The organism is Streptomyces sp. NPDC017936, from assembly GCF_044328485.1.
Taxonomy (GTDB): Bacteria; Actinomycetota; Actinomycetes; order Streptomycetales; family Streptomycetaceae; genus Streptomyces.
In genome coordinates, this window is the sequence record NZ_JBIRHK010000004.1 from 241,173 (window position 1) to 266,721 (window position 25,549).

17 protein-coding genes are annotated in these 25,549 nt (G+C 73.5%); 5 read left to right on the forward strand and 12 right to left on the reverse strand.

What is annotated here, in order from left to right; genetic code table 11:
* Positions 1-5 precede the first annotated feature (5 nt).
* The 3 genes from ACH4F6_RS10555 to ACH4F6_RS10565 all read right to left on the reverse strand — a co-directional run bounded on the left by ACH4F6_RS10555 (position 6) and on the right by ACH4F6_RS10565 (position 3,151).
* Positions 6-686 carry an AIM24 family protein gene (locus ACH4F6_RS10555; RefSeq protein WP_397959539.1) on the reverse strand — a complete coding sequence of 227 codons (681 nt, stop codon included), beginning with the start codon at positions 684-686 and terminating at the stop codon, positions 6-8.
* 11 nt (positions 687-697) lie between these two features.
* Positions 698-2,386 carry a TerD family protein gene (locus ACH4F6_RS10560; RefSeq protein ID WP_397959540.1) on the reverse strand — a complete coding sequence of 563 codons (1,689 nt, stop codon included), beginning with the start codon at positions 2,384-2,386 and terminating at the stop codon, positions 698-700.
* Positions 2,387-2,554: 168 nt separating this feature from the next.
* On the reverse strand, positions 2,555-3,151 hold the full coding sequence (locus ACH4F6_RS10565) for a M48 family metallopeptidase (protein WP_397959542.1): 597 nt from the start codon (positions 3,149-3,151) through the stop codon (positions 2,555-2,557).
* Positions 3,152-3,391: 240 nt separating this feature from the next.
* Here ACH4F6_RS10565 and ACH4F6_RS10570 point away from each other — a divergent pair, with 240 nt between their 5' ends.
* Together ACH4F6_RS10570 and ACH4F6_RS10575 are read left to right on the forward strand one after the other, a co-directional pair.
* The gene (locus ACH4F6_RS10570) at positions 3,392-4,606 is read left to right on the forward strand and encodes a TOMM precursor leader peptide-binding protein (RefSeq protein WP_397959543.1); all 1,215 of its coding nucleotides are present in this window, start codon (positions 3,392-3,394) and stop codon (positions 4,604-4,606) included.
* The gene (locus tag ACH4F6_RS10575; protein WP_397959544.1) at positions 4,599-5,978 is read left to right on the forward strand and encodes an ABC1 kinase family protein; all 1,380 of its coding nucleotides are present in this window, start codon (positions 4,599-4,601) and stop codon (positions 5,976-5,978) included. Before ACH4F6_RS10570 ends, ACH4F6_RS10575 begins: the two co-directional genes overlap by 8 nt.
* A 156-nt stretch (positions 5,979-6,134) precedes the next feature.
* Here the strand turns inward: ACH4F6_RS10575 and ACH4F6_RS10580 are convergent, their stop codons facing one another.
* From ACH4F6_RS10580 to ACH4F6_RS10595, 4 genes are all read right to left on the reverse strand, one after another.
* Entirely contained in the window at positions 6,135-6,458 is a 324-nt protein-coding gene (locus ACH4F6_RS10580) for a hypothetical protein (protein ID WP_397959545.1), read from the reverse strand.
* On the reverse strand, positions 6,455-6,823 hold the full coding sequence (locus ACH4F6_RS10585; protein ID WP_397959546.1) for a WhiB family transcriptional regulator: 369 nt from the start codon (positions 6,821-6,823) through the stop codon (positions 6,455-6,457). Before ACH4F6_RS10585 ends, ACH4F6_RS10580 begins: the two co-directional genes overlap by 4 nt.
* 176 nt (positions 6,824-6,999) lie before the next feature.
* Positions 7,000-7,326, reverse strand: coding sequence for a hypothetical protein (locus ACH4F6_RS10590; protein ID WP_397959547.1), 327 nt, complete (start codon positions 7,324-7,326; stop codon positions 7,000-7,002).
* Between the two features lie 166 nt (positions 7,327-7,492).
* Positions 7,493-9,697 (reverse strand): ATP-dependent DNA helicase UvrD2, encoded by a 2,205-nt coding sequence (locus ACH4F6_RS10595; protein WP_397959548.1) that lies wholly within the window; start codon positions 9,695-9,697, stop codon positions 7,493-7,495.
* Between the two features lie 258 nt (positions 9,698-9,955).
* Between ACH4F6_RS10595 and ACH4F6_RS10600 the strand changes: the two genes are divergently transcribed.
* Complete coding sequence (locus tag ACH4F6_RS10600) at positions 9,956-10,198, forward strand: mycoredoxin (RefSeq protein ID WP_397959549.1); 243 nt, start codon at positions 9,956-9,958, stop codon at positions 10,196-10,198.
* Between the two features lie 105 nt (positions 10,199-10,303).
* On the opposite strand, the gene nudC is transcribed toward ACH4F6_RS10600, so the two are convergent.
* The 5 genes from nudC to ACH4F6_RS10625 all read right to left on the reverse strand — a co-directional run bounded on the left by nudC (position 10,304) and on the right by ACH4F6_RS10625 (position 20,887).
* Positions 10,304-11,248, reverse strand: coding sequence for an NAD(+) diphosphatase (gene nudC, locus ACH4F6_RS10605; RefSeq protein WP_397959550.1), 945 nt, complete (start codon positions 11,246-11,248; stop codon positions 10,304-10,306).
* A gap of 155 nt (positions 11,249-11,403) precedes the next feature.
* The gene (locus tag ACH4F6_RS10610) at positions 11,404-12,816 is read right to left on the reverse strand and encodes a dipeptidase (protein WP_397959551.1); all 1,413 of its coding nucleotides are present in this window, start codon (positions 12,814-12,816) and stop codon (positions 11,404-11,406) included.
* 10 nt (positions 12,817-12,826) lie between these two features.
* A complete protein-coding gene (locus ACH4F6_RS10615) occupies positions 12,827-16,405 on the reverse strand; it encodes a UvrD-helicase domain-containing protein (protein ID WP_397959552.1) in 3,579 nt (1,192 codons plus the stop codon).
* A 214-nt stretch (positions 16,406-16,619) separates the two neighbouring features.
* Positions 16,620-20,225: an ATP-dependent helicase gene (locus ACH4F6_RS10620; RefSeq protein ID WP_397959553.1), complete on the reverse strand. Its 3,606-nt coding sequence runs from the start codon at positions 20,223-20,225 to the stop codon at positions 16,620-16,622.
* Positions 20,226-20,500: 275 nt separating this feature from the next.
* Entirely contained in the window at positions 20,501-20,887 is a 387-nt protein-coding gene (locus ACH4F6_RS10625) for an MGMT family protein (RefSeq protein ID WP_397959554.1), read from the reverse strand.
* 186 nt (positions 20,888-21,073) lie between these two features.
* Between ACH4F6_RS10625 and ACH4F6_RS10630 the strand changes: the two genes are divergently transcribed.
* Together ACH4F6_RS10630 and ACH4F6_RS10635 are read left to right on the forward strand one after the other, a co-directional pair.
* Positions 21,074-23,779 carry a lysylphosphatidylglycerol synthase domain-containing protein gene (locus tag ACH4F6_RS10630; RefSeq protein WP_397959555.1) on the forward strand — a complete coding sequence of 902 codons (2,706 nt, stop codon included), beginning with the start codon at positions 21,074-21,076 and terminating at the stop codon, positions 23,777-23,779.
* 85 nt (positions 23,780-23,864) lie between these two features.
* A complete protein-coding gene (locus tag ACH4F6_RS10635) occupies positions 23,865-25,409 on the forward strand; it encodes an alpha/beta hydrolase (protein ID WP_397959556.1) in 1,545 nt (514 codons plus the stop codon).
* Positions 25,410-25,549 lie beyond the last annotated feature (140 nt).

A 25,549-nucleotide genomic window follows, 5' to 3' on the forward strand; every position in this document is an offset into this window, starting at 1 on the left:
CCCCCTCAGCCCCGGATCCGGAGGCGGTCGGTGCTGTCCTCGCTGGGCTGGACGACGACGATCCCCTCACCGGAGAAGGCCATCTGGTAGGCCTCGCCGCTGCCCCGGCCGATGAGCGACTGCGCCCTGAAGCTGCGCTTGCCCTTCACCTTGAGGTTCGGCGACCAGGCGACGAGTGCGTCGGGGTCGACGTACGTCTCGTTCTCGCCGCCGCCGCAGTCCACGACGATCGGCTTGCCCCGGGAGGTCAGCGCGACCCAGCCCTGCCCGGAGATCTTCGTGTTCCACAGGCCCTGGCCGGCGAACTTCGCCAGCCCCTTGACCCGCTCCACACCCCAGGTGAGATGCGCGTCGAAGGCGAGCAGGTTGGTGGCGTTGACCGAGATGCCGTCGCCGTTGAGGTTGATCACGACGACGTTGGCGCCGTAGTCGGCGAGGTACAGCAGGCCGTCGCCGGAGCACTTCATCAGGGGGGCGCCCTCGCCGGTCATCCAGTCGCGCGCGATCTGGCGCACGGCGGGCGGGTTGGGCTCGTACTGCACGAAGCCCTCGTAGGCGACCATCGAGCCCACGCGCGCGAAGAGGTCGTTCCCGGTCTGCATGGCGACCTTCAGCATGTGGTTGCCGTGGTTCTCCATGCGGGCGGTGACGGGTGCGGAGGCGTAGCCCGCGAGTGGCTGGTTCATGACGGGCTCCCTCAGACCTCGTACGGCTGGACGACGATGAAGTTGCCGGGCGCGCCCCGGAACTGGAGGTTGACGCTCTCGCCGGTGTCGCCGGGGTAGGCGTTGCGGCGCATCCGCACCTGGCTGGAGACGACGACCTGCGAGGCGGCCGACCAGGCGACGACGGCGTTGCAGTCGGCGAAGGTGGTGGGCGTGACCGGCAGGACGACGGGGACGCCGTGCGTCTTCACGACGATCGTGCCGGTGCCCGTGAACTGCATGGTGAACAGCGCGCCGCCGGGGATGCCGTGGCCCTCGATGCGGCGGACCTCGTACTGGAGGCCCTCGTCGAAGGCGAGGACGTTCTCCGCGGAGACGCAGATGCCGTCGCCCTGGAGCTCGATGGGGTGCAGCATGGTGGAGTTCTCGGCGAGGAACACCTGTCCCTGGCCGGTGCAGCGCATCAGCTGCATCTCCTGGCCCGTCGCGTTGCCCACGATCCGGCCCGCGAACCCGGCACCCTTGTAACTGAAGTCCACTTTGCCCTGGTACAGCACCATGCTGCCCTGGCGGGCGAGCACGGGCTGGCCGCCGACGCCGAGGTCGACGCGGACCATCTTCCGGTTCTGCTGCGTCCAGCGCTGCCCGGTGGGGGTCTCCTTGAACTGCTGGAGCGCGGCGGCCACACCGGCGCCCGCCTGGGGCGCGCCCTGCGGCACACCGTACGGCTGCTGGCCCGGCACCTGCCCGAACGGGGGCTGCTGGCCGTAGCCCGGCGGCGGGGCCGGCTGCCCGTAGCCGGGCGGGGCCGGGGGCTGGGCGTAGCCGGGCGGCGCGGGGGCGGTCGGCGCGGCGGCCTGGCCGTACGGCGGCTGCTGGGGCGGCTGGCCGTAGGGCGGCTGCTGGCCGTGGGGCGCGGGAGCCGGGGCCGGCGGCGGGACCTGGACGCCGCCGGGCGGAGTCATGGGCGCGACGATGGTGGGCGCGCTGTGCACCGGCTGGGCCGGGGGCGGAGTCGCGGCCGGAGGCGCCGCGGCGGGCGGGGCGAAGCCCTGCGGCGCGGGCTGCGGCTGCTGCGGGGCGGGCGCGGGAGCCGAGGGGGCGCCGAACGCGGGCGGTGCGGCGGCCTGGGCGGGCGGGGCGAAGCCGGGCGCGGCGGCCTGCGGCTGCTGCGGGGCAGCGGGCGCCTCCTCCTCGGCGACCTCGCCGCCGAAGTTCTTCAGCAGCGCCTCCAGGCCGCCGTCGAAGCCCTGACCGACGGCCGCGAAGCGCCACACGTCCTTCAGGTAGAAGTCGCCCAGCATCACCGCTCGTTCGGTGGAGAACTCCGAGCCGTCGAACGCGTAGCGGGCCACCTCCTCGCCGCCCGCGACGATGCGGATGTACCCGGGACCGATCTGCGACATCTGTCCGGCGCCGTCGACGGTCGCCGTGAAGGACAGCTTCCGGATCTGCGGCGGGATCCGGTCCAGGGTGACGCGGAAGGACTCCGTGTCGCCGGCCTGGGCGCCCAGGAGCTGGATGGACTCCTCGGGCGACTTCGGCTGGTTGAAGAAGACGAAGTACCGGTCGTCCGAGAGCCGCTCGTCGGCGTCGAGGCCGAAGCAGCTGATGTCGAAGGTCAGGCCGGGGGCGGAGATCTGCACGCCTACGTACAGATCCGTGCCCGCCGTGAGGTCACTGATCCTGGCCTTGTGGCCGCGTTGGAATTCCCTGGGCATGCGTAACGACCGTCCCCCATCCCGAATGCGAGTGCGTCGCGCCAGGCTAACGGCAAACTCCGACACCGGACGAAGTCGGTACGGACCCGGTACACAACCCGTGCAGGACGGTGCCGCGGGACCCGCGGGCCGGGCGTCCCGTCCGCCTCACGCGTCGCGCGTGCCGCCTCACTCTCCGCGCGCGCCGGGCAGGTGCGGCAGGCGCTGCGCGGCCACCACGCCCTCGAGGTAGCCGCGGGCCCGCTCGGTGCGCGGGTAGGCCTCCAGCAGCCGCCAGAAGCCGGGGCCGTGGCCCGGCACCAGCAGGTGCGCCAGCTCGTGCAGGAGCACGTAGTCGATGACGTACTCGGGCATCCCCTTCAGCCGGTGCGACAGACGGATGCTGCCTTCGGCCGGGGTGCACGAACCCCAGCGCGTGTTCTGGTTGGTGACCCAGCGCACCGAGGCGGGGCGGGCCCGGCCGTCGAAGTACTGGTCCGACAGCCGCTCGGCGCGCTCGGCCAGATCGGCGTCGCCGGGTACGCGCCGGCTCTCCTGGGCGGCCAGCTTGTCGAGCATGACGCTCACCCAGCGCCGCTCCTCGGCCTCGGACATCCGGGCGGGGATGAGCACCACGGTGCGATCGCCCTCGCGGTACGCGGAGACCGTCCGGCGTCGCCGGGTGCTCCTGCGGACCTCGATCGCGCTCGCCAGCGAGCCGCTCGGCGGCTGGCTCGTCGTGCTGCGCTGTGGTGTTCCGGCGCGGTGCGGTGGGTCGGCGGGCACGCCAAGACGTTACCCGGTGCGCCTGGCGGAAGTCCCGGTCCCGGGACGGTTCGGCGGTGAGCCTCCCCCGCGTGTTCGCCACGCACGGCGGATTTATACGAACAATCCGGCCGCCTGTGGACAACTTGCGGCACGCCCTCGGAGGGACCCGGCATGCTGGCAGGCGTCGGTGGAGCGAGGTCGCCCCCACGCCCCCGCTCCGCCGGCGTACGGGGAGTCTCCAGTGGACGGGGGTCTGCGATGCATCCGGTGGTGAAGCCCGCACTGCGGCGCGGCTGGCGTGACCTGAACACCGTGCAGTTCGGGATGACACCGGCGCACGCGATGACGCTCGGTCCGGTGGACACGGCGACGGGCAGCTTCCTCGACCTGCTGGACGGCACCCGCGGGCTGGCGCTCCTGAGGGAGGAGGGACGCCGCATGGACCTGCCCGACGGCCATGTCGACCGGCTGGTCGAGCGGCTGGCGCGGGCGGGCCTGCTGGACGACGCGCGCGGGGGCGGACCGGACGCCGCCTCGCTGCGGGAACGGAAGGAGGCCCTGGACCGGTTGCGCCCCGACCTCGCGTCACTGTCGCTGACCACGCAGGAGCCGGGCGAGGCCCTCGGGCACCTGGCGGCCCGGCGCCGGCTGCGGGTGCAGGTGCGGGGCGCGGGCCGGGTGGGCGCGGCGCTGGCCTCACTGCTGTCGGGTGCCGGGGTCGGCGACGTGTGCGTACGCGACGGCGGCCGGGTGGAGGCGGGGGACGTCGCACCGGGCGGGCTCGCGGCCGAGACGGTCGGCGAGCGCCGGGACGAGGCCGCCCGCCGTGCCGTGCGGCGGGCGGCCCCGGACCGCCCGCCCCGCGGAAGCACCCGGTCAGCGGCCGAGACGGACGCCCCCGGTCTCTCCCTGGTGATCCTCGCCCCACGGGACGACGTGTCCGTGCACGCCCCCGCGCCGGCGGCCGCCGAGGGCCTGATCGCCTCGGGCACCCCGCACCTCTACGCCGGGGTCGTGGAGGCGACCGGAGTGGTCGGCCCGCTCGTCCTGCCCGGTGAGACGGGCTGCGCCGGCTGTCTGCACGAGGCGCGCACCGACCGGGACCCGACCTGGCCGCGGCTGGTCGCCCAGTGGCACTCCGGCAGACGCCGCGGGGCCCGCGCCTGCGACCTGACGCTGGCGACGACGGTCGCCGGACTGGCGGCCGCCCACGCGCTCGCCTTCCTCGACGGCCGGCTCCCGTCGACCGCCGGGGCACGCTGGGAGGTTTCCCTGCCCGCCCTCCAGTGGCGGGCGAGCCCGGTGCGGGCACACTCCGCGTGCCCGTGCGGGGCCGCGGCGAAAGGTAACGAGGAACACACCCCCGAGGACCTGGAACCCCGCGAGACAATGGCGGAGCAACGGCAATCGAAGGAGTTGCGCCGTACGTCGGACGCGGCGCGGCGGGCTGGGACTTGGAGGGCGCATGTCTGATCTTCCCCGGAAGGCGGTCACCCGGACCGCCAAGCTCGCCGCACTCCCGCTCGGCTTCGCCGGACGGGCGACCTGGGGGCTGGGCAAGCGGATCGTGGGCGAGTCCGCGGAGATCGTCGGCCGTGAGCTGCAACAGCGCACGGCGGAGCAGCTCTTCAAGGTTCTGGGCGAGCTGAAGGGGGGTGCGATGAAGTTCGGGCAGGCGCTGTCGGTCTTCGAGTCCGCGCTGCCCGAGGAGGTCGCCGGCCCCTACCGCGCGGCCCTCACCAAACTCCAGGACGCGGCACCGCCGATGCCGACCAGCACCGTGCGCTCCGTGCTCGCGGAGCGGCTCGGCGAGGACTGGCCCGAACTGTTCCTCGAGTTCGACGACAGGCCGGCCGCGGCGGCCTCCATCGGACAGGTGCACCGGGCGGTGTGGCACGACGGACGCGAGGTCGCGGTCAAGGTCCAATACCCCGGAGCGGGCGAGGCCCTGCTGTCCGACCTCACCCAACTGAGTCGTTTCGCCCGCCTGTTGGGCCCGCTCATCCCCGGCATGGACGTCAAGCCCCTGATCACCGAGCTCAGGGACCGTGTCTCCGAGGAGCTGGACTACAACCTGGAGGCCCGGGCCCAGCAGGCGCACGCCCAGGAGTTCGCCGACGACCCCGACGTCGTCGTGCCGGCGGTGGTCCACCAGAGCGACCAGGTCCTGGTCACCGAGTGGATCGACGGTGTGCCCCTGTCCGCGGTGATCACCGACGGCACCCGGGAACAGCGGGACCGCGCAGGCCAGTTGCTGTCCCGGTTCCTCTTCTCCGGCCCGGCCCGCACCGGTCTGCTGCACGCCGACCCGCACCCCGGCAACTTCCGCCTGCTGCCGGGCGGTCCCGGCGGTGACGACGACTGGCGGCTGGGTGTCCTCGACTTCGGCACGGTCGACCGGCTTCCGGGCGGCCTGCCGGACCCGATCGGGGAATCGCTGCGGATGACGCTCGACGGCGAGGCGGACGAGGTCTACGCCCTCCTGTGCGCGGAAGGCTTCGTCAAGGAGTCCATCGAACTGGACCCGGACGCGGTCCTGGACTACCTCCTGCCGATCATCGAGCCGGCCCGGGTCGACGAGTTCACCTTCACCCGTGACTGGATGCGCGGCCAGGCGGCCAGGATCGCCGACCCCCGCTCCCCCGCCCACCAGCTGGGCAGGCAGCTGAACCTGCCGCCCGCCTACCTTCTGATACACCGTGTGACACTCAGCACGATCGGGGTGCTGTGCCAGCTCGGTGCGACGGTGCGCCTGCGCGACGAGTTGGAGGAGTGGCTTCCGGGGTTCGCCCAGGACCCGGAGGCCGGGTCGGCGACGGCGGAGGAGTCGGTGGCGGAGGCGTGAGCGCCGGGCGGCGGCGTCTCCGCCACCCGCAACCACGTGCCGCCGACGGAACGCCCGGCACAACGCGCCGCGGGGGCCGGTCCGTTCGGACGGACCGACCCCCGCGAGGAGAGCTTCGCCTCCCTGACGGAAGGCCACCGCTTCAGGTGGGAAGGGTTACTGCATCACGGCCATGGCGAGCGCCCGGCGGGCACGCAGCGAGGCGCGCTCGGCCCGGCGCTGCATCCGGCGGGCGGTCGCCAGGCGCACGGCCCGGCGCTCCCGCTCGGCCTCGTGCAGTCGCTCGTGCATATGCGCACGAGCCAGGGCTTCTGGGATGAGTTGCATCTCTCGGGTCCTGTTCTGACGCGACTCCATCGCGCCGGTGGTGGTGACGTCTTCGGTCGCGGAGCCTGCGGGCTCGCTGGTGAACGGCTTCATCGGGGCCTGCTTCTGGGGGTCTTGCGTGAGGGGACGGTCGATCGTTCCTGCGGTGTTCATGCCGTGACCGGGTTCTTGCGCGGGCGACCACGCGGCCGCTTCCGGGCGACGACGACACCCTGGACGAACAGCTCGCCGCCCCAGACGCCCCAGGGCTCGCGCCGCTCCTTGGCGCCGGCGAGGCAGGCCTCGATCAGCGGGCAGGTGCGGCACAGGGACTTGGCGTACTCGACGTCCGCGGGCGACTCGGCGAAGAAGACCTCCGGGTCGTAGGAGCGGCAGGGGACGGGTACGCCGAGGTTCTCGATGGCGTCGTCGAGCGCGGTGAGCGCGGTGAGCGGGGTCAAGGTGGAGTCCTTCGTGAGGCCGGGCGGGGGGATCGTTTCGGAAGGCGGTACGGACGGGGCGTGCGCTTCGAGTTGCACGGTTCGTCTTCCTCGTCTGGTCGGTCCGGCCCTGTGGGGCCGAGTGGCGGCTGGTACCGGGTTCTTTTCTTGTCCCGAGGCCCCTTCGCTCCGTCGTCCCCGTTCGAGGACAAACAGAAGGGCCGCGGATCCCGGATGGGGTTCCGCGGCCCTGAAGGCGCCGGCCTGATCGAAGATCAGGCTGGATCACTCCAGGGTTCTGGCCCACGGAAGGCCCACATCAGGTGGTGGTGCGTCGTCTGCTTCCGGAATCCGGCACCGGTCGCCGTAAAGGCATAGGCCTTCGCCTGTGCCGCTACTGCCGCTTCCAGTGCCTGGGTCGGTCGCTCGCTGCGCTCACGGACGGGAAGGCCCGCGGGAGCAACGGAGAGGGCGGCCGGCCGCTCGGCACGAATGCCGGACAGACCGGTGCCCAGGTTCGAGGCGCCGAGCATGCACAGGGAGACGATCGAGCGATCGGTCAGTTTGACGGTGCTGGTGGAGCTGGTGTTGGTGATGATCACTGGAATCGCCTCCTCTCGGCGTCTCGAGGACCAGGGGTGAACCCGGTCCGACGGATATGCAAGTACAGCACGGAATCAGGGCCTTCGAGAAGGCCTCCGTTCTCGTGCCTAAGAACCTATGGGGATTGCCGGGGCATGTGCAAACTATTTTTTCGACGAGTTCGCATCAATCGCCCTCAGCCTCCCCTCCCAGGTCCTGGCCTGCACAAATGGCCAGAACATCGGCTCCATAGCGGTGGAACTTGCGCATGCCGACCCCCGGGATCCGCGCCAGCTCGCCCGCCTCCTCGGGGACGGTCTCGGCGATCGCCATCAGGGTCTTGTCGGTGAAGACGCAGAAGGCGGGCTGTCCGTTGCGTCGCGCCTGGAGCGCGCGCCAGGACCGCAGCCGCTCGTAGAGCCCTTCGTCCATGTCGGACGGGCAGTCCTCGCAGCGCATCAGCTTCATCTCGCCGGCGTCGGTCAGGGTGCGCCCGCAGACCCGGCAGCGCGCCGGAACCCGCTGCGTCCGGCGCGGCACGGCGGCGGCCCTCGCCGCCGCGCCCGGAAAACCGCGCTCGACGCCTCCGCCGCCGGCAGCACCGGCCCGGCCGGCCGCGGCGCCCGAGCCGGGGCGCAGCCCGTCGAGGAACCGGCTGGGACGGCGGCTGGGACGGCCGCCGGGCGAGCGGGAGAGGGCCCAGGACACGTACAGGCGCTCACGGGCCCGGGTCACCCCCACGTACAGCAGGCGGCGCTCCTCCTCCACCTGCTCGTCCGTCCTGGCGTAGGTGATCGGCATCATGCCCTCGGAGACGCCGACCAGGAAGACGACGTCCCACTCCAGGCCCTTGGCCGAATGCAGTGAGGCGAGGGTGACGCCCTGGACGGTCGGGGCGTGCTGGGCGTTCGCCCGCTCGTCGAGCTCGGCGACCAGGTCGGCGAGGGTGGCGCCGGGCCTGGCGGCGGCGAAGTCCTGCGCGAGACCGACCAGGGCGGCCAGCGACTCCCAGCGCTCCCTGACGGCGCCGGAACCGGCCGGCGGCTGCGGGGTCCAGCCCTCGCCGGAGAGGACGGCGCGCACCTGGGAGGGCAGGTCGACGGCGTCCTCGAGGAGGGTGTCGTTGCCGCCGAAGCGGGCAGCGCCGCGCAGGGCGACACCGGCCTTGCGCACCTCCGGACGGTCGAAGAACCGCTCGGCGCCGCGCAGCTGGTAGGGGATGCCGGCGTCGGCGAGGGCCTGTTCGTAGGTCTCGGACTGGGCGTTGGTGCGGAACAGGACGGCGATCTCCGCGGCCGGGACGCCGGCGTCGAGGAGTTCCCGGATGCGGCGGGCGGCGCCCTCGGCCTCGGCGGGTTCGTCGGTGTACTCGGTGTAGACGGGCTCGGGCCCCGGGCCCCGCTGGGAGACGAGCTCGAGGCGGTGGTCGGCGGCCCGGCCGCGGGCCTGGGCGAGCAGACCGTTGGCGAGGTGGACGACCTGGGGCGTGGAGCGGTAGTCGCGGACCAGCTTGACCACGGTGGCACCGGGGTGACGGGTGCGGAAGTCGAGGAGGTGGTCCGGGGTGGCTCCGGTGAACGAGTAGATCGTCTGGCTGGCGTCGCCGACCACGCACAGGTCGTCCCGCTCGCCGAGCCACAGCTCGAGGAGACGCTGCTGGAGGGGGCTGACGTCCTGGTACTCGTCCACCACGAAGTGCTGGTACTGCGCGCGGACCTGCTCGGCGATGTCCTGACGGTCCTGGAGGATCGCCACGGTCAGCAGCAGGACGTCCTCGAAGTCGATGACGCCGCGCTCGCGCTTGAGGTCCTCGTAGGCGGCGTAGAGCTGGGCGATCTCCGCGGGGTCGCGGGGCGCCTCGCGGCCCGCCTCGGCGGCGGCCGGCGCGTAGTCGGCGGGGACGGTCTGGGTGACCTTGGACCACTCGATCTCCGCGGCCGCGTCCCGCAGCTCGCCCCGGTCGAGTCGGATCCGGCAGACGGCCGCCGCGTCGGCGACGAGCTGGATCTTGCGGTCCACGAGCCGGGGCAGGGAGCCACCGACTGCTTTCGGCCAGAAGTACTGCAGCTGACGCAGGGCCGCCGAGTGGAAGGTGCGGGCCTGGACGCCATGAGCGCCGAGCTGGCGCAGCCGGCCGCGCATCTCCCCGGCGGCGCGGTTGGTGAAGGTGACGGCGAGCACGCTGGAGGGGAGCAGGACGCCGGCGCGCACCCCGTAGGCGATGCGGTGGGTGATCGCCCGGGTCTTGCCCGTGCCGGCTCCCGCCAGCACGCACACCGGTCCGCGCAGGGCGGTCGCCACCTCGCGCTGCTCGGGGTCGAGCCCGTCGAGCACCGCGTCGGCCGAGTCCGGTACCTGCGGGAAAAGGGTGGAGTGCGTTGCTGCTGTCACACAGCCATGCTGCCAGGTCACCGGAGACGGGAGAGCCGGTTGTCCACAGGCGGGGCCCTGCAGTCGTACTGATCGCGGCGATGCGGCAGGCGTCACGCTTCCGCGCGGCGTGCCGTCCTGCCCACGTGGGGGACGTCCCGTCCTGCCCGTGCGGCAGGGGTCACGTCCGGCCGGACGCCCCGGGCGGGAATGGTGCGCCGCTCGCACGCGTTCCCCTCCTCGACGACCTTCCCGAGCTGCCAGAGGAGCGCGAGCGAGATGCAGGGGTCTGTGACGATGTACAGCACCACGTGGTGCGGCTACTGCCGCCGGCTGAAGACCCAGCTGGACCGCGAGGGCATCGCGTACACCGAGATCAACATCGAGCAGGACCCGGAGTCGGCCGCGTTCGTGGAGAAGGCGAATGGCGGAAACCAGACGGTCCCGACGGTGCTGTTCGCTGACGGATCGACGCTGACGAACCCGTCGCTGGCGCAGGTGAAGCAGAAGATCGGCGTGTGAGCGGCGCGCGGTGAGCGGCCGGTGGCGGGCGGCCGCCGGTGCGCCCGCGAAAGGGGTGGCGGTCCCGGACGGGGACGGCCACCCCTTCGTCGTGTCCAGTCGTGTTCAGAAGAAGTTCCGCGTCGGCAGCGGCTTGCCGTACCACATCTCGATCAGGCGGGCCGCGATCGAGATGCCGTAGGGCGGCAGGACCTCGCCGGACTCGAAGGCGGCGCTCAGTTCGTCGCGGGAGAACCAGCGGGCCTCGTGGATCTCGTCCCCGTCGACCTCGATGTCGGTGGAGGTGGCGCGGGCCATGAAGCCCAGCATCAGGCTGGACGGGAAGGGCCAGGGCTGGCTGGCGACGTACTCGACGTGGCCGACGGTGATGCCGGCCTCCTCGAAGACCTCGCGGCGCACGGACTGCTCGATGGACTCGCCGGGCTCGACGAAGCCGGCCAGCGTCGAGAAGCGGCCCTCGGGCCAGTGGACCTGCCGGCCCAGCAGGATGCGGTCGTCCTCGTCCGTGACCGCCATGATCACCGCCGGGTCGGTGCGCGGGTAGTGCTCGCCGCCGCAGGCGGGGCAGCGGCGGATGTGGCCGGCTGCGGCGATCACCGTGCGCTCGCCGCAGCGGGAGCAGAAGCGGTGGGTGCGCTGCCAGTTCTCCAGTCCGACCGCGTGCACCATCAGGCCCGCGTCACGGGGCGACAGCAGCAGGCCCGCCTCGCGCAGGCCCGCCGGGCGGGCGGACTGGTCGATGCGGCCGGGCAGCGCGTCCTTCTGGAGGGCGAAGTAGCTGACGCCGTCCTCGTCGATGCCGAGGAAGTAGCGGTGTGCCTCGGTCAGGGGGGCTTCGAAGGAGGGGGTCATGACGAGTTCGGTCCGGCCGTCCGCCGTCTCGTCGATGAGGACCTGGCCGCCGGAGACCACGAAGCAGCGGGTCGTGGGGTGGCTCCACGCCGCGGCGAGCCAGGCCTCGTCGAGCCGGTGGTGGGCGGCGCGGTCGATGCCGCTCGGTGCGGTGAGTGAGACGGGCAGGTCGGCGTTCTGGTCGGTCCAGGTGGTCACGGGTGCTTCCAACTCCCCCGGTGTAACGGTTGTTTCGGCGGGCGGTTCAGCGGGACGTGCGGCGGAGGGCGACCGGGTCCGGTGCGGCGTCGCGGTGCGGGGCGGTCCCTCCAGTGTGCCCCGCGCGCGGTGTCGCTCCGGACCGAGCGGGGGCGTCAGGGCGCATGGCGCCAGTTCTCCCCCAGGTCGCTCCAGAGGTACGCGGTGGTCTCGACGCCCTTGAGGAGGAGGTCCAGCTCGACCTTCTCGTTCGGGGCGTGCCAGCCGTCCGAGGGGACGGAGATGCCCAGGAAGAGGACGGGGGCTCCGAGGACTTCCTGGAGGTCGGCGGCCGGGCCCGAACCGCCCTCGCGGGTGAAGCGGACGGACCCTTCGAAGGCGCGTCCCATGGCGCGGACCACGGACTGCAGGGCGGGGTGGTCCAGCGGGGTCAGGCACGGGCGCGTGGCGGGGCTGAACCTGATCTCGTGCCGGATGCCGGCGGGCACCTGCGCGGCGGCCCAGGTGCGGACGGCCTTCTCGACGTGGTCCGGGTCCTGGCCGGCGACCAGCCGGAAGGACAGCTTCACGAAGGCCGAGGACGGGATGATCGTCTTGCTGCCGGGTCCCTGGTAGCCGCCTCCGATGCCGTTGACCTCGGCGGTGGGGCGGGCCCAGATGCGTTCCAGCGTGGTGTGTCCGGCCTCGCCGTGGGTGGCGTGGGACTTGGCGGTGCGCAGCCACTGGTCCTCGTCGAAGGGCAGTTCGGCGAAGAGCGCGCGCTCGCGGTCGGTGAGCTCGACGATGCCGTCGTAGAAGCCGGGGACGGCGACGCGTGCGTGTTCGTCGTGCAGGGCGGCGACGAGGCGGGCGGCCGCGGTGGCCGGGTTGGGCACGGCGCCGCCGAAGGAGCCGGAGTGGATGTCCTGGTCGGGGCCGGACAGCCGGATCTCGCATTCGGCGAGGCCGCGCATGCCGGTGCACACCGTGGGGGTGTCCGCCGACCACATGCCGGTGTCGGAGACGATCACGGCGTCGGCGGCGAGCCGCTCGGCGTGCTCCTCGACCAGGGCGCGGAAGTGCGGGGAGCTGGACTCCTCCTCGCCCTCGATCAGCAGCTTGAGGGTGACGGCGGGGGTGGTGCGGCCGGTGGCGGCGAGGTGGGCGCGGACACCGAGGGTGTGGAAGAAGACCTGGCCCTTGTCGTCCGCCGCCCCGCGTGCGTAGAGGCGGTTGTCGCGGACGACGGGTTCGAAGGGGTCGCTGTCCCAGCCGTCCTCGCGGGCGGCGGGCTGGACGTCGTGGTGGCCGTAGACCAGGACGGTCGGTGCCTGCGGGTCCTCGGAGGGCCATTCGGCGTAGACGGCGGGTGCGCCGGGGGTCTGCCAGACCTCGGCGGTCGGGAAGCCGGTCTCCTTGAGCCGGGCGGCGAGCCACTGAGCGCTGTGCTGCACGTCGGGCGCGTGGTCGGGCCGGGCCGACACCGACGGGATGCGCAGCCATTCGGCGAGGCCGTCGAGGAAGGCGGCGCGATGGTGCTCGATGTACGCGCGGACGGCGCTGACCTCACTGTCAACGGGATGGCTCATGCTCACGAGCCTATCGGCCCGCGCCGACGTCCTCGGCGGGTCCTTCGGCCCTGTCCTCCCCCGCGGCCGGTCCTCCCGGGCCGCCCGTGAACGCCTCCTGCCGCGTCAACAGGCGCTCCAGCGCGGCCCGATCCGGCAGATCTCCGGGGCGCACGACCTCGCCGGTGCGCACGTACAGGAACGCGGCTGTGACGGATTCCACGGGCACTCCCTGCTGTTCGGCCCAGGCGAGCCGGTACAGCGCGAGCTGGAGGGGGTCGGCCGTGCGGCCCCGGTTGGTCTTCCAGTCGACGATCTCGTACGTCGCCGTCTCGCCGTCGCCCTGTTTGTAGACGGCGTCGATCCGGCCTCGTACGACGCGGCCGGCGAGGGCGAGCTGGAAGGGGGCCTCGACGCGGTGGGGCGTGCGGCGGGCGTACTCGGTGCGCTCGAAGGCCTCCTTGAGGGCTTCCAGGTCGCGCTCGTCGGCGATCTCCGCGTCCTCGCCGGGCAGTTCCTCCGGCTCCAGCAGCGGAAGGGTCAATTCCTCGTAGCGGGCTTCCACCCATGCGTGGAAGCGCGTGCCCCGGCGCGCGGCAGGTTGCGGGGGGCGTGGCATGGGGCGCGCGAGTTCCTGCGCGAAACCGTCCGGGTCGGCGGCGAGGCGCAGCAGCTGCGAGGCGGTCAGCGTCGTCGGCAGGGGCACGTCGGTGACGCTCCGCCGGGCGCGCAGGAGCTCTCCGGTGAGCGCGTCGAGGTCGCGGTCCCAGGAGGCGATGGTGCGGGCCTCCTCCGGGGTGAGCCCGGCGTGCGGCGGCTCGGGGCGGCGGGGGCGTGCGACGGGGGGTTCGGGGGCGGTGGCCTGGTGGGGGACGGCCGGCCGGGTGGGGGACCACTGGTCCCAGTCGGTGGTGTCCTCGTGGTCGGGGCCGGCCTGCGGTGCGCCGGCGGATCCGGGGTGCGGGTCGTCGTCGAAGGGGGTGGCGAGGTCGTCGTCGAAGGGGTCGGCCTCGTCGTGGGGGGGTTCGTCGTCGTCGGGCGGCGGGGGCCAGTCGGGGTCGTCGTAGGTGTCCGGGTCGTGCGTGGCGGCGGGGTGGCCGTCCTCGTGGCGGGCGAGGTCGTCCAGGTGGGCGAGGACGGTGTCGGCGGCGGCGCGGCGGCGGGCCAGGGCGCTGTCGTCCAGGGGCAGCGGCCAGAGCCGGTCGGCGGTGCTCCGGTGGAGCGTGGGGTTCTCGGCGTCCTCCTCCGGTTCCTGCGCCCAGGCCTCGATCTCGCCGTGGCCAGCCGTGCAGTGGTCGTGCAGGGCCTGGAGGAAGGCGGAGGGGCCGCGGGGTTTCTTCTGGGTGGGTCCCCACCAGTGGCCGGAGCCGAGGAGCAGGGAGCGGGGACGGGTGAAGGTGACGTAGCCGAGGCGGAGCTCCTCGGTGTGCTGGTGGTCCTTCATGGCCTCGTGGAAGGCCTTCATGCCCCGTGAGTCCCAGGCCTCGACCTCGGGGAGCGTGTCGGCGTCGCCGCGCAGTTCGTGCGGCAGCACCTTGGCCTGGGCGGTCCACTTCTCGCGGCCCTGGCCGCTGGGGAAGGTGCCGGTGACCAGGCCGGGGACGGCGACGACGTCCCATTCGAGGCCCTTGGACCTGTGCGCGGTGAGCACCTTGACGGTGTTCTCGCCGCCGGGCAGTGCGTTGTCGAGGCCCTTTTCGTACTGGGCGGCGGTGCGCAGGAAGCCCAGGAAGGCGAGCAGGCTCGCCTCGCTCTCGCCCGCGGCGAAGGAGGCGGCGATGTCGAGGAAGTTGGACAGGGTCTCGCGGCGGCGGGCGGCCAGGGCGTGCGGGGACGCCGACAGTTCGACCTCCAGGCCGGTGACGGCGAGGACGCGGTGCAGGACGTCCATCAGGGGGTCGGCCAGGGAGCGGCGCAGGTCGCGCAGCTCGGTCGCGACCCGGGCGAAGCGCACGCGCGCGTCGGGCGAGAAGGGCAGTCCGTCGTCGTCCCCTCCGTCCAGGCGGGTCTCCAGGAAGGTGTCGAGGGCGTCCGCCAGCGACACCACTTCGAAGGGGTCGACGCCCTCGACGGCCTCGGCGAGCCGCCGGTCCGGGTCGTCGGCGTCGTCCGTGCGCGCGTGGGAGACCAGCAGTCGTGCGCGCCGTCCCAGCAGGGCGAGGTCGCGCGGCCCGATGCGCCAGCGCGGTCCGGTGAGCAGGCGGACCAGGGAGGCGTTGGCGCCGGGGTCCTGGAGGACCTCGCAGACGGCGACGAGGTCGGCGATCTCGGGCAGGTGCAACAGGCCGGACAGACCGACCACCTCGACGGGGACGTCCCGGGCGACGAGCGCGCCCTGGATCTGTGCGAAGTCGGTGGCCGTACGGCACAGGACGGCGATCTCACCGGGGGCCGTGCCGGTGTTCACCAGGTGGGCGACGGAGTCGGCGATCCAGTCGATCTCCTCGGCGTGGGTGGACAGCAGGGCGCAGCGGACCGTGCCGTCGCGTTCCGCGCCCGGGGCCGGGCGGAGGGCCTCCACGCCCGCGTGCATGGCGCGCAGGGGTTCCGCGAGGCCGTTGGCCAGGTCGAGGAGGCGACCGCCGCTGCGGCGGTTCTCGCTGAGCGCCTGGCGGGTGGCGGGCCGGCCGTCGGCCCGGGAGAAGTGATCGGGGAAGTCGTCGAGGTTGGCCACGGACGCGCCGCGCCAGCCGTAGATCGCCTGGCAGGGGTCGCCGACGGCCGTCACCGGGTGGCCGGTGCCACCGCCGAACAGGCCCGCGAGGAGGATGCGCTGGGCGACGGACGTGTCCTGGTACTCGTCGAGCAGCACCACGCGGAACTCGTCGCGCAGGATCCGGCCGACCTCGGGGATCCGGGCCAGCTGCGCCGAGAGGGCGATCTGGTCGCCGAAGTCGAGCAGGTCCCGTTCGCGTTTGGCGGTTCGGTAGCGCTGCACCAGGTCGGCGAGTTCGCGCCGGGCGGCGGCCGTCTCGGGCACCTTGCGCAGGTCGGCGTTGGTGAGCTTGGCGCCTTCCAGGGTGCGCAGCAGCCCGGCGTCCCACGCGCGCAGTTCCTCGGGGCGCACGAGGTGCTCGGCGAGCTCGGCGTCGAGGGCGAGGAGGTCGCTGACGAGGTCGGCGAAGGAGCGGGTGAGCGCGGGGTAGGGGCCGGGCGCCTCGCGCAGCACGCGCGCGGCGAGCTGGTAGCGGGTGGCGTCGGCGAGCAGCCGGGACGTCGGCTCCAGGCCGATGCGCAGCCCGTGGTCGGTCAGCAGGCGGCCCGCGAAGGCGTGGTAGGTGGAGATCACCGGTTCACCCGGCGGGTCGTCCGGGTCGATGGCCTCGGGGTCGGTGACGCCCGCCTTGACCAGGGCCTTGCGGACGCGCTCGGCCAGTTCCCCGGCGGCCTTGTTGGTGAAGGTCAGGCCGAGGACCTGCTCGGGGGCGACCTGGCCGGTGCCGACGAGCCACACGACGCGCGCGGCCATCACCGTCGTCTTGCCCGATCCGGCTCCGGCCACGATCACCTGCGGGGCGGGCGGCGCGATGATGCAGGCCGTCTGCTCCGGGGTGAACGGGATGCCAAGGAGTTCCTTGAGCTGCTCGGGGTCGGTGATACGGGTGGACATCTCGCAGAGGCTAGCGGCGAGCACTGACCGTCGATGACACATCACCCTGCCGGACCGGAAGGAGCGCAGGTCAGCACGTGCGGTGTGGTCCGTCACACCGGGAGCGCCCACCGGCCGGGGGCCGCGTCCGCCCGCTCGCGTCCCGCGTCCGCTCGGCCGGGGGGCCGTGTCCGTCCGCTCGTGGCCGGCGCCGGCTTCGCCCGCCGCGGGCGTCTCACTCGACCACGTGCCGCCCCTCCGGCCGGGCGCTGCACGACGCGCGGAAGGCGCAGTGCGTGCAGTGCTGCCCGGCGGTGGGCGTGAACCGCTCGTCGAGGACCTTGCCGGCCGCCGTGGCGAGCAGTTCCCCGACCCACTCCCCCGCGGCTCCCTTCAGCGCCTCCTGGGCCTGCACCTTGGGCAGGCTCTCGCCGCCGTCCCGCCGGGCGGCGCCCTGGCGCAGGTGGACGAGTTCGGCGCCGCCCGGCTCCGGACGCACGCCGTCGAAGGCCTCGTCCAGGGCGCCCTCGCGGACGGCGAGCTGGTACACGGCGAGCTGGGGGTGCCGTTCGACCTCGCGCGCGGTGGGCGCCTGTTTGCCGGTCTTGAAGTCCACGACGTAGGCGCGGCCGTCGCCGTCCGTCTCGACGCGGTCCATCTGGCCCCGGATGCGGACCTCGTAGTCGCCCGCTTCGAGGGTGACGTCGAAGTCGTGCTCGGTCGCCACCGGTGTGCGGCCCGCGCGGTCCATGACGTGCCACTTCAGGAAGCGTTCGAGCGCCACGCGCGCGTTGTCCTTCTCCTGCGCCGACTTCCAGGGCGCGTCGAAGGCGAGCGCGTTCCACACGGAGTCGAGGCGTTCCATGAGGACGTCGAGGTCGGCCGGGGTGTGCCCGGAGGCGACCTCGTCGGCGAGGACGTGCACGACGTTGCCGAAGCCCTGGGCGGCGGTGGCGGGCGCGTCGGCCTTGACCTCGCGGCCCAGGAACCACTGCAGGGCGCAGGTGTTGGCGAGCTGGTCGAGGGCGCTGCCGGAGAGCACGACGGGCTTGTCGCGGTCGCGCAGCGGGACCTTGCTCTCGGTGGGCTCGAACATGCCCCACCAGCGGTACGGGTGCGCCGACGGCACCAGCGGCCGGCCGTCCTCGTCGGAGAGGGCGGCGAGGCGGGCGAGGCGGCGGGCGGCGGCCTGCCTGAGGGGGGCGGACGCGCGGGGGTCGACGGTGGTGGCGCGCAGTTCGGCGACGAGCGCCGCGACCGACAGGGGGCGGCGGGGGCGGCCGGTGACGTCCTTGGGCTCGACGCCGAGTTCGGTGAGGAACCGGGAAGGCTGGTCGCCGTCGTCGGCGGGCGCCTTGACGGCGGTGACGACGAGGCGGTCACGCGCGCGCGTGGCGGCGACGTAGAACAGGCGGCGCTCCTCGGCGAGCAGGGCACCGGGGGTGAGCGGCTCGGCGAGTCCGTCGCGGCCGATGCGGTCGGCCTCCAGCAGCGAGCCGCGCCGGCGCAGGTCGGGCCACAGCCCCTCCTGGACGCCGGCCACGACGACCAGGTTCCACTCCAGGCCCTTGGCGCGGTGCGCGGTCATCAGGCGGACCGCGTCGGGGCGCACGGCACGCCGGGTGAGGGTGTCGGCGGCGATGTCCTCGGCCTCGATCTCGGCCAGGAAGTTCAGGGCTCCCCGGCCGCCGGTGCGCTCCTCCGCGCGCGCGGCGGTGGCGAACAGCGCGCACACGGCGTCGAGGTCGCGGTCGGCGTTGCGGCCGGCGGCGCCTCCGCGCCGGGCGGCCCGCTCCAGGCGCGTGGGCCAGGGCGTGCCCTCCCAGAGGTCCCACAGGGCCTCCTCGGCCGTGCCTCCGCCCGCGAGCCGCTCCCGGGCCTTGCGCAGCAGCACACCGAGGCGCTGGGCGGCGCGCGCGTACGCCGGGTCGTGGGTGACCAGGCGCTCCGGTTCGGCCAGCGCCCGCGCCAGCAGGTCACCGGAAGGGGGCGGGAGGGGGTTGCCGGCGGCTCGCTCCTCCTCGCGCAGGGCGCGTCCCAGGCGTCGCAGGTCGGCGGCGTCCATGCCGGCGAGAGGGGAGGCGAGGAGGGTGAGGGCGGTCTCGGTGTCGAGCCAGCAGGCCTCTGCGGCGGGAGCGGGATCCTCGCTCCCGCCGTCGGGGGCGGCACCGCCGGTCCCCTCCGCGGGGAGGTCCGCGGGCGTCTCGCCGGGGACGGCGACGGCCTGCTCCCCGGCGTTGACGGCCGCCTGCTCCGTGCCGACGACGACGGCCTGTTCCCCGGCGACGGCGGCCGCCTGCTCCATGTCGACGACGACGGCCTGCTCCCCGGCGACGGCGGCCGCCTGCTCCATGTCGACGACGCGTGCCCGCTCCGCGTCCGAGGCCGCACCGGCCTCCTCCCCGGGCCCGGCGGGCGCCGCGGCGCCCGCCTCCGGTCGTGGCTCCGCCTCCGCCGCGGCCACCGCGCGCAGGGCCGTCAGCAGGGGCGCCACCGCCGGTTCGTGGCGCAGGGGCAGGTCGTCGCCGTCGATGTCGAGGGGGACGCCGGCGGACGTGAGGGCGCGGCGGACCGTCGGGATGGTGCGCGAGCCGGCGCGCACCAGGACGGCCATCTCGCTCCAGGGGACGCCGTCCTCCAGGTGCGCCCGGCGGAGGATGTCGGCGATGTTGTCCAGCTCGGTGCCGGGCGTCGGGTACGTGTAGACCTCGACGCGGCCGCCGTCGCGCACGGGGGCGAGGTCGCGGTGGGCGCGGACCTTCTCGGCCGGGAGGCGGGTGAGGGGCATGCGCCGGGTGAGCAGCCGGGTGGCGGCCAGCAGGGCGGCGCCGGAGCGGCGGGAGGCGCGCAGGACCTCGACGGGCGCCGGGCGGCCGTCGGGGCGCGGGAAGGCGCGGGGGAACTCCAGGATGCCGTTCACGTCGGCGCCCCGGAAGGCGTAGATCGACTGGTCGGGGTCGCCGAGGGCGACCAGGGTGCGGCCGCCGCCGGCGAGGGCGTGCAGCAGCCGCACCTGGGCCGGGTCGGTGTCCTGGTACTCGTCGACGTAGACCGCGTCGTACTGCGCGGCGAGCCGCTCGGCGGCCTCGGGGCGGCGGGCGAGGAGGACCGCGCGGTGCACGAGCTCCGCGTAGTCGATCACGCCGTGCAGGTCGAGGACGTCGAGGTACTCGGCGAGGAAGGAGGCCGCGGCCCGCCAGTCGGGACGGCCGATGCGGCGGGCGAAGGCGTCCAGGGCCCCGGGGTCCAGCCCCAGCTCCCGGCTGCGGGCGAGGACCGCGCGGACCTCGTCGGCGAAGCCGCGCGTGGTGAGGCAGGCGCGCAGGTCGTCGGGCCAGCGCACATGGGCGAGGCCGAGCCGCTGCAGGTCGAGCTGGCCGGCCAGCAGTTCGCGGACGGCCACGTCCTGTTCGGGGCCGGACAGCAGCCGCAGGGGTTCGACGAACAGGTCGCTGTCCTGGTGGGCGCGGACCAGGGCGTAGCAGTACGAGTGGAAGGTGGTCGCCCGGGGCGCGCGGGCGGCGCCCATCCGCAGGGCCATCCGGTCGCGCAGTTCGACGGCGGCCTTGCGGCTGAACGTCAGCACCAGGATGCGCGCGGGATCGCCGCCGCGGGCGACGCGCGCGGCCACGGACTCGACGAGGGTGGTGGTCTTCCCGGTGCCCGGACCCGCGAGGACCAGCAGCGGGCCGGTGGTGTGGTCAACCACACAGCGCTGTGCCGCGTCCAGACGAGGGGGATCCACCCGCTCCGGCGGGGTACGCACCAGCCGGTAGGCGCCACGGCTCCCCTGCCGCCCCTGAGGGGGCGACAGGCGCCTGGTGGAGGAAGAGGAGCTCACGTGGTTCGCCGGTCCTGGTGGTTGTGCTGGTGGGCAGACGGCCGCTCGGGGAGGGCGGTGGTCGGGGGATGAGGGAGCCGCGTGACGGCGACGCTACGCCGACGGACGGCCTCGAAGGACGGCTTCCGCTTCTTCCCTCAGGGCCCGTGGGGCCCGCCGGTCCCACGAGCCACACATGTCCCTCGCCCCTCGAACGTACGCCATGCCACGCACGTCCCCCGTTTCCCCCGTACGGGCCACAGGGTCCCGCTGGACGGGTCCGATGGCGGAAGCTGTCAGGTGTGACCCTCCGCGCGCTCATCGCCGTCCCACCGCGCCCGTCTCATGTCCAGGCGCGGCAGATGCCCCTGGGCGGCCCTGCTCGCGTCCTTCAGGGGCGTGCCCTCGGCGCGGTAGTGGTCGAGGGCCCGCAGCTCGTGGCCCGGCAGCAGCACCCCGTCGGCGCGCACCACGCGCCACCAGGGGACGGCGCCCCCGTGAAGAGCCATCACCCGGCCGACCTGCCGGGGGCCGCCCTCCCCGAGCCACTCGGCGACGTCCCCGTACGTCATGACCCGCCCGGGCGGGATCAGCTCGGCGACGTCGAGGACCCGCTCGGCGTACTCGGGCAGCGCGTCCGCGTACTGCGGGCGGGCGTCGTCCGAAAGGCTCTGCTCGCTCATCCGCCCCATCCTGCCCCACCCCACCGACAGTGCGACGGGCCCGCGACCGTGCGTGAGCCTCGCCCGCGGACGAGGCTTCGGGCAGACTGTGCGCCCCCGCGTTCGCACCCTGATGCCCCCGTGTGCCGGCGGGACGTGCCACCATCGTGCGGGCGGTGACCGGTGATACGAGATCAAGAAGAGACGATGAAGCAGCAGGGTGTGCATCCCGAGGACGCGGAGGGCACCTCTGACGCTGCGTCGCGCCCGGACACCGCCGGCGCGGCGGAACACGGCGTGGATCACGCCGATGTCACGCACGTCGACGCGGTGGAGGGCGACGAACCGCTGCTCCCGGCGCGCGTGCACCGCCCGTCCGACCTGATGCGGCTGCTGGTGGGCGTGCTCGCCGTCATCGTGCTGCTGGCCGTCGCCGCGTTCGCGCACGGGACGACGTCGGGCCTGGAACAGGACATCAACAAGGGCACCGGGCAGGCGCCCGACCTGCTCATCAAGATCGCGGGGCTGGCCTCCAGCATCGCGATCCTGCTGGTGCCGGTGGCCTTCGCCATCGAGCGGCTGATCAAACGGGACGGGTTGCGCATCGCCGACGGCGTGCTGGCCGCGGTCCTGGCGCACGGAGTGACCCTCGCCACCGACCTGTGGGTGGCCAAGGCGGCGCCGGACTCGATCCAGGAGGCGCTGACCCAGCCCTCCCCCGGGGACATCCACGCCCTGACCGACCCCGTGCACGGCTACCTCGCGCCGGTCATCGCGTACATGACCGCCGTGGGCATGTCACGCCGCCCGCGCTGGCGGGCCGTGCTGTGGATCGTGCTGCTCCTCGACGCGTTCTCGATGCTCGTCACCGGTTACACGACACCGTTCTCGATCATCCTGACGGTCCTGATCGGCTGGACGGTGGCCTACGGGACGCTGTACGCGGTCGGCTCGCCGAACGTCAGGCCGACCGGACGGACGCTGATGGCGGGCCTGCGCCACGTCGGCTTCCGCCCGGTGAGCGCCGCGCGCGAGGAGGCCCCGGACACCCAGGAGACCGGCGATCGCGGCCGGCGCTACTTCGTCACCCTGGAGGACGGTCCGCCGCTGGACGTCACGGTGGTCGACCGCGAGCAGCAGGCCCAGGGCTTCTTCTACCGTGCGTGGCGCAACCTCACCCTGCGCGGCTTCGCCACCCGCAGCAGCCTCCAGTCGCTGCGCCAGGCCCTGGAGCAGGAGGCGCTGCTGGCCTACGCGGCCATCGCGGCCGGTGCCAACGCACCGAAGCTGATCGCGACCTCCGAGCTCGGCCCCGACGCCGTGATGCTGGTCTACGAGCACACCGGTGGCCGCACGCTGGACTCGCTGCCGGACGAGGAGATCACCGACGAGCTGCTGCGGGACACCTGGCACCAGGTGCGCGCCCTGCAGTCCCGGCGCATCGCGCACCGCAGACTGGTGGGTGACGCGATCCTGGTGGATCGTTCCGGCACGGTGATCCTCACCGATCTGCGGGTCGGTGAGATCGCGGCCGGCGACCTGCTGCTGCGCATGGACACCTCCCAGCTGCTCGTCACGCTCGGTCTGCGAGTGGGCGCCGAGCGCGCGGTCGCCTCGGCGGTGAGCGTCCTCGGTCCCGACGCCGTCGCGGACTGTCTGCCGATGCTGCAGCCCATCGCGCTCAGCCGCTCCACGCGCGCGACGCTGCGCAGACTCGCCCGGGAGCGGGCACAGCGCGAACGCGACGCGGTGCTGGAGGCGTCCCGGCAGGCCAAGCAGGCCCGTCAGGAGGCAGCGGGACACGGGACGGAGCCGGCCCTCGACAAGGCGGGCAAGAAGGCCGAACGCGCGGAGGCGCGGGCCGAGAAGCGGGCCATCGACGAGGCGCTGGAGGAGGCCCGCGAGGAGGACCTGCTGACGCAGATCCGGCACGAGGTGCTGCGGATCCGGCCGCAGGCGCCGGTCGAGCCGGCCCGCCTGGAGCGGGTGCGGCCGCGCACCCTGATCAGCTTCATCGCCGGCGCCATCGGCGCGTACTTCCTGCTGACGCAGCTCACCCACATCGAGTTCGGCCCGCTCGTCGCCAACGCCGAGTGGGGCTGGGTCGCCGCGGCCGTGCTGTTCTCGGCACTGAGCTACGTCGCCGCGGCGATGAGCCTGCTGGGCTTCGTGCCGGAGCGGGTGCCCTTCCCGCGGACCGTGGCGGCACAGGTCGCCGGTTCCTTCGTGAAGATCGTGGCCCCGGCCGCGGTCGGCGGGGTCGCCCTGAACACGCGCTTCCTGCAGCGTGCGGGGGTGCGGCCCGGGCTCGCGGTGGCGAGTGTCGGCGCCTCGCAGCTGTTCGGTCTCGGCTGCCACATCCTGATGCTGCTGTCCTTCGGCTATCTGACCGGGACCGAGAAGACGCCGTCGCTGTCGCCGTCCCGCACGGTCATCGCGGGTCTGCTGACGGTGGCCGTGCTGGTGCTCGTGGTGACCTCGGTGCCGTTCCTGCGGAAATTCGTCGTCACGCGCGTGAGGTCGCTGTTCGCGGGTGTCGTGCCGCGCATGCTGGACGTGCTCCAGCGGCCGCAGAAGCTGGTCACCGGCATCGGCGGCATGCTGCTGCTGACCGCCTGCTTCGTGATGTGCCTGGACGCGTCGATCCGCGCGTTCGGTGACGAGACGACCTCGATCAGCATCGCCAGCGTCGCCGTCGTCTTCCTCGCGGGCAACGCGCTCGGCTCCGCCGCCCCCACCCCCGGCGGTGTCGGCGCGGTCGAGGCGACCCTGACCGTCGGTCTGATCGCCGTCGGCCTCCCCAAGGAGGTCGCCGCTCCCGCGGTGCTGCTGTTCCGGCTCCTGACGCTGTGGCTGCCCGTGCTGCCGGGCTGGCTGGCCTTCACCCACCTGACGCGCAAGGGCGCCCTCTGAGGCCGTAGCACCCGGTCGCGCGCCGGTACCTCGTACGGACCGCGCCCCGCGCGCGCGTGGGCGGCCCCGGCCCCAGGATGGGAACATGCCGAAGCCCTCCCGTCTGCGCGCCGCCGCCCTGGCCACCACCGCCGCCGTGCTGATCTCCCTGGTGGCCGGCTGCGGCGACGACTCCGAGGACGAGGACCTGCCGGCACAGAAGCTGGACTGGAAGGACTGCCCGGCCCCGTCGCAGGCGCAGGGCGGCGGCAGCCCGCCGTCCCCCTTGGCGGACGGCGACGCGTGGCAGTGCGCCACGATGAAGGCGCCCCGGGACTGGGACGACCCCAAGGGCGACACGATCGGCATCGAGCTGATCCGGGCGCGGGCGAGCGGCGACGGGAGCAGGCGGATCGGCTCGCTCCTGTTCAACTTCGGCGGCCCCGGCGGCTCCGGCGTCACCACGCTGCCCGCGTTCGCCGAGGACTACGCGGCCCTGCGCACCCGCTACGACCTGGTGAGCTTCGACCCGCGCGGGGTCGGCCGCAGCGACCCCGTCCACTGTGAGAACGACCAGCGGCTCGACGCCTACTTCCAACAGGACATGACACCCGACGACGCCGCCGAGCGCACCACGCTCCTGGACAACACCAAGGAGTTCAACGCGGCCTGCGAGGACAACTCCGGCAAGATCCTGCCCCATGTGCGCACCACCGACGCCGCCCGTGACATGGACCTGATGCGGCAGGTCCTCGGCGACAGCAAGCTGCACTACTTCGGCATCTCCTACGGCACCGAACTCGGCGGCGTGTACGCCCACCTCTTCCCGAGGAACGTCGGGCGGGCCGTCTTCGACGCGGTCGTCGACCCCACGCAGACGCCGGAGCAGAGCTCGCTCGGGCAGGCCGGGGGCTTCCAGCGGGCACTCGACAACTTCGCCGAGGACTGCACGTCGAAGATCGAGGACTGCCCCGTCGGGGACACCGCGCAGGACGTGAAGGACCGGATCGCGAAGCTGCTCGCGGATCTCGACCGCAAGCCGATCCCCGGCGTGTTCCCCCGCGAGCTGACCCAGAGCGCCGCGACCAACGGCATCGCGCAGGCACTGTACTCGCAGGACTTCTGGGAGTACCTCACGGAAGGGCTGGAGCAGGCCTACGCCGGCGACGGCAGGGTCCTGATGCTGCTGTCCGACTCGATGAACGGCCGCAGCGAGAACGGCGAGTACAGCAACATCGCCGCCGCCAACGTCTCCATCAACTGCTCGGACGCCAAGCCGCGCTACTCCGTCAACGACGTGGAGAGGAGGCTGCCGGAGTTCCGGGCCGCTTCCGACGTGTTCGGCGACTTCCTGGCCTGGGGGATGCTCACCTGCACCGACTGGGCCGTGCCGGGCGCGGCCGACCATCCGGACGTGTCCGCGCCCGGCGCGGCGCCGATCCTCGTGATCGGCAACACCGGCGACCCGGCCACCCCGTACGAGGGCGCGCGGAAGATGGTGACCGCGCTGGGCCCGGGCGTCGGGGTCGAACTGACGTACCGGGGGCAGGGGCACGGCGCGTACGACAGCAAGAACACGTGCGTGCAGTCGGCGGTGAACGGTTACCTGCTGAACGGGAAGGTGCCGGCCGCCGGGACGGTCTGCTCCTGAGTCCCACCGGCCCTCCGGTCCGGAACCCGCCGGCCCTGCCGCATCCTGGCCCGCCGGCCCTGCCGCGCCCTGGCCCACCGGCCCTCCCGCACCGGACTCCAGCCGCGACCACCGGAGAACGTGCAGCTCAGAGCGTTATC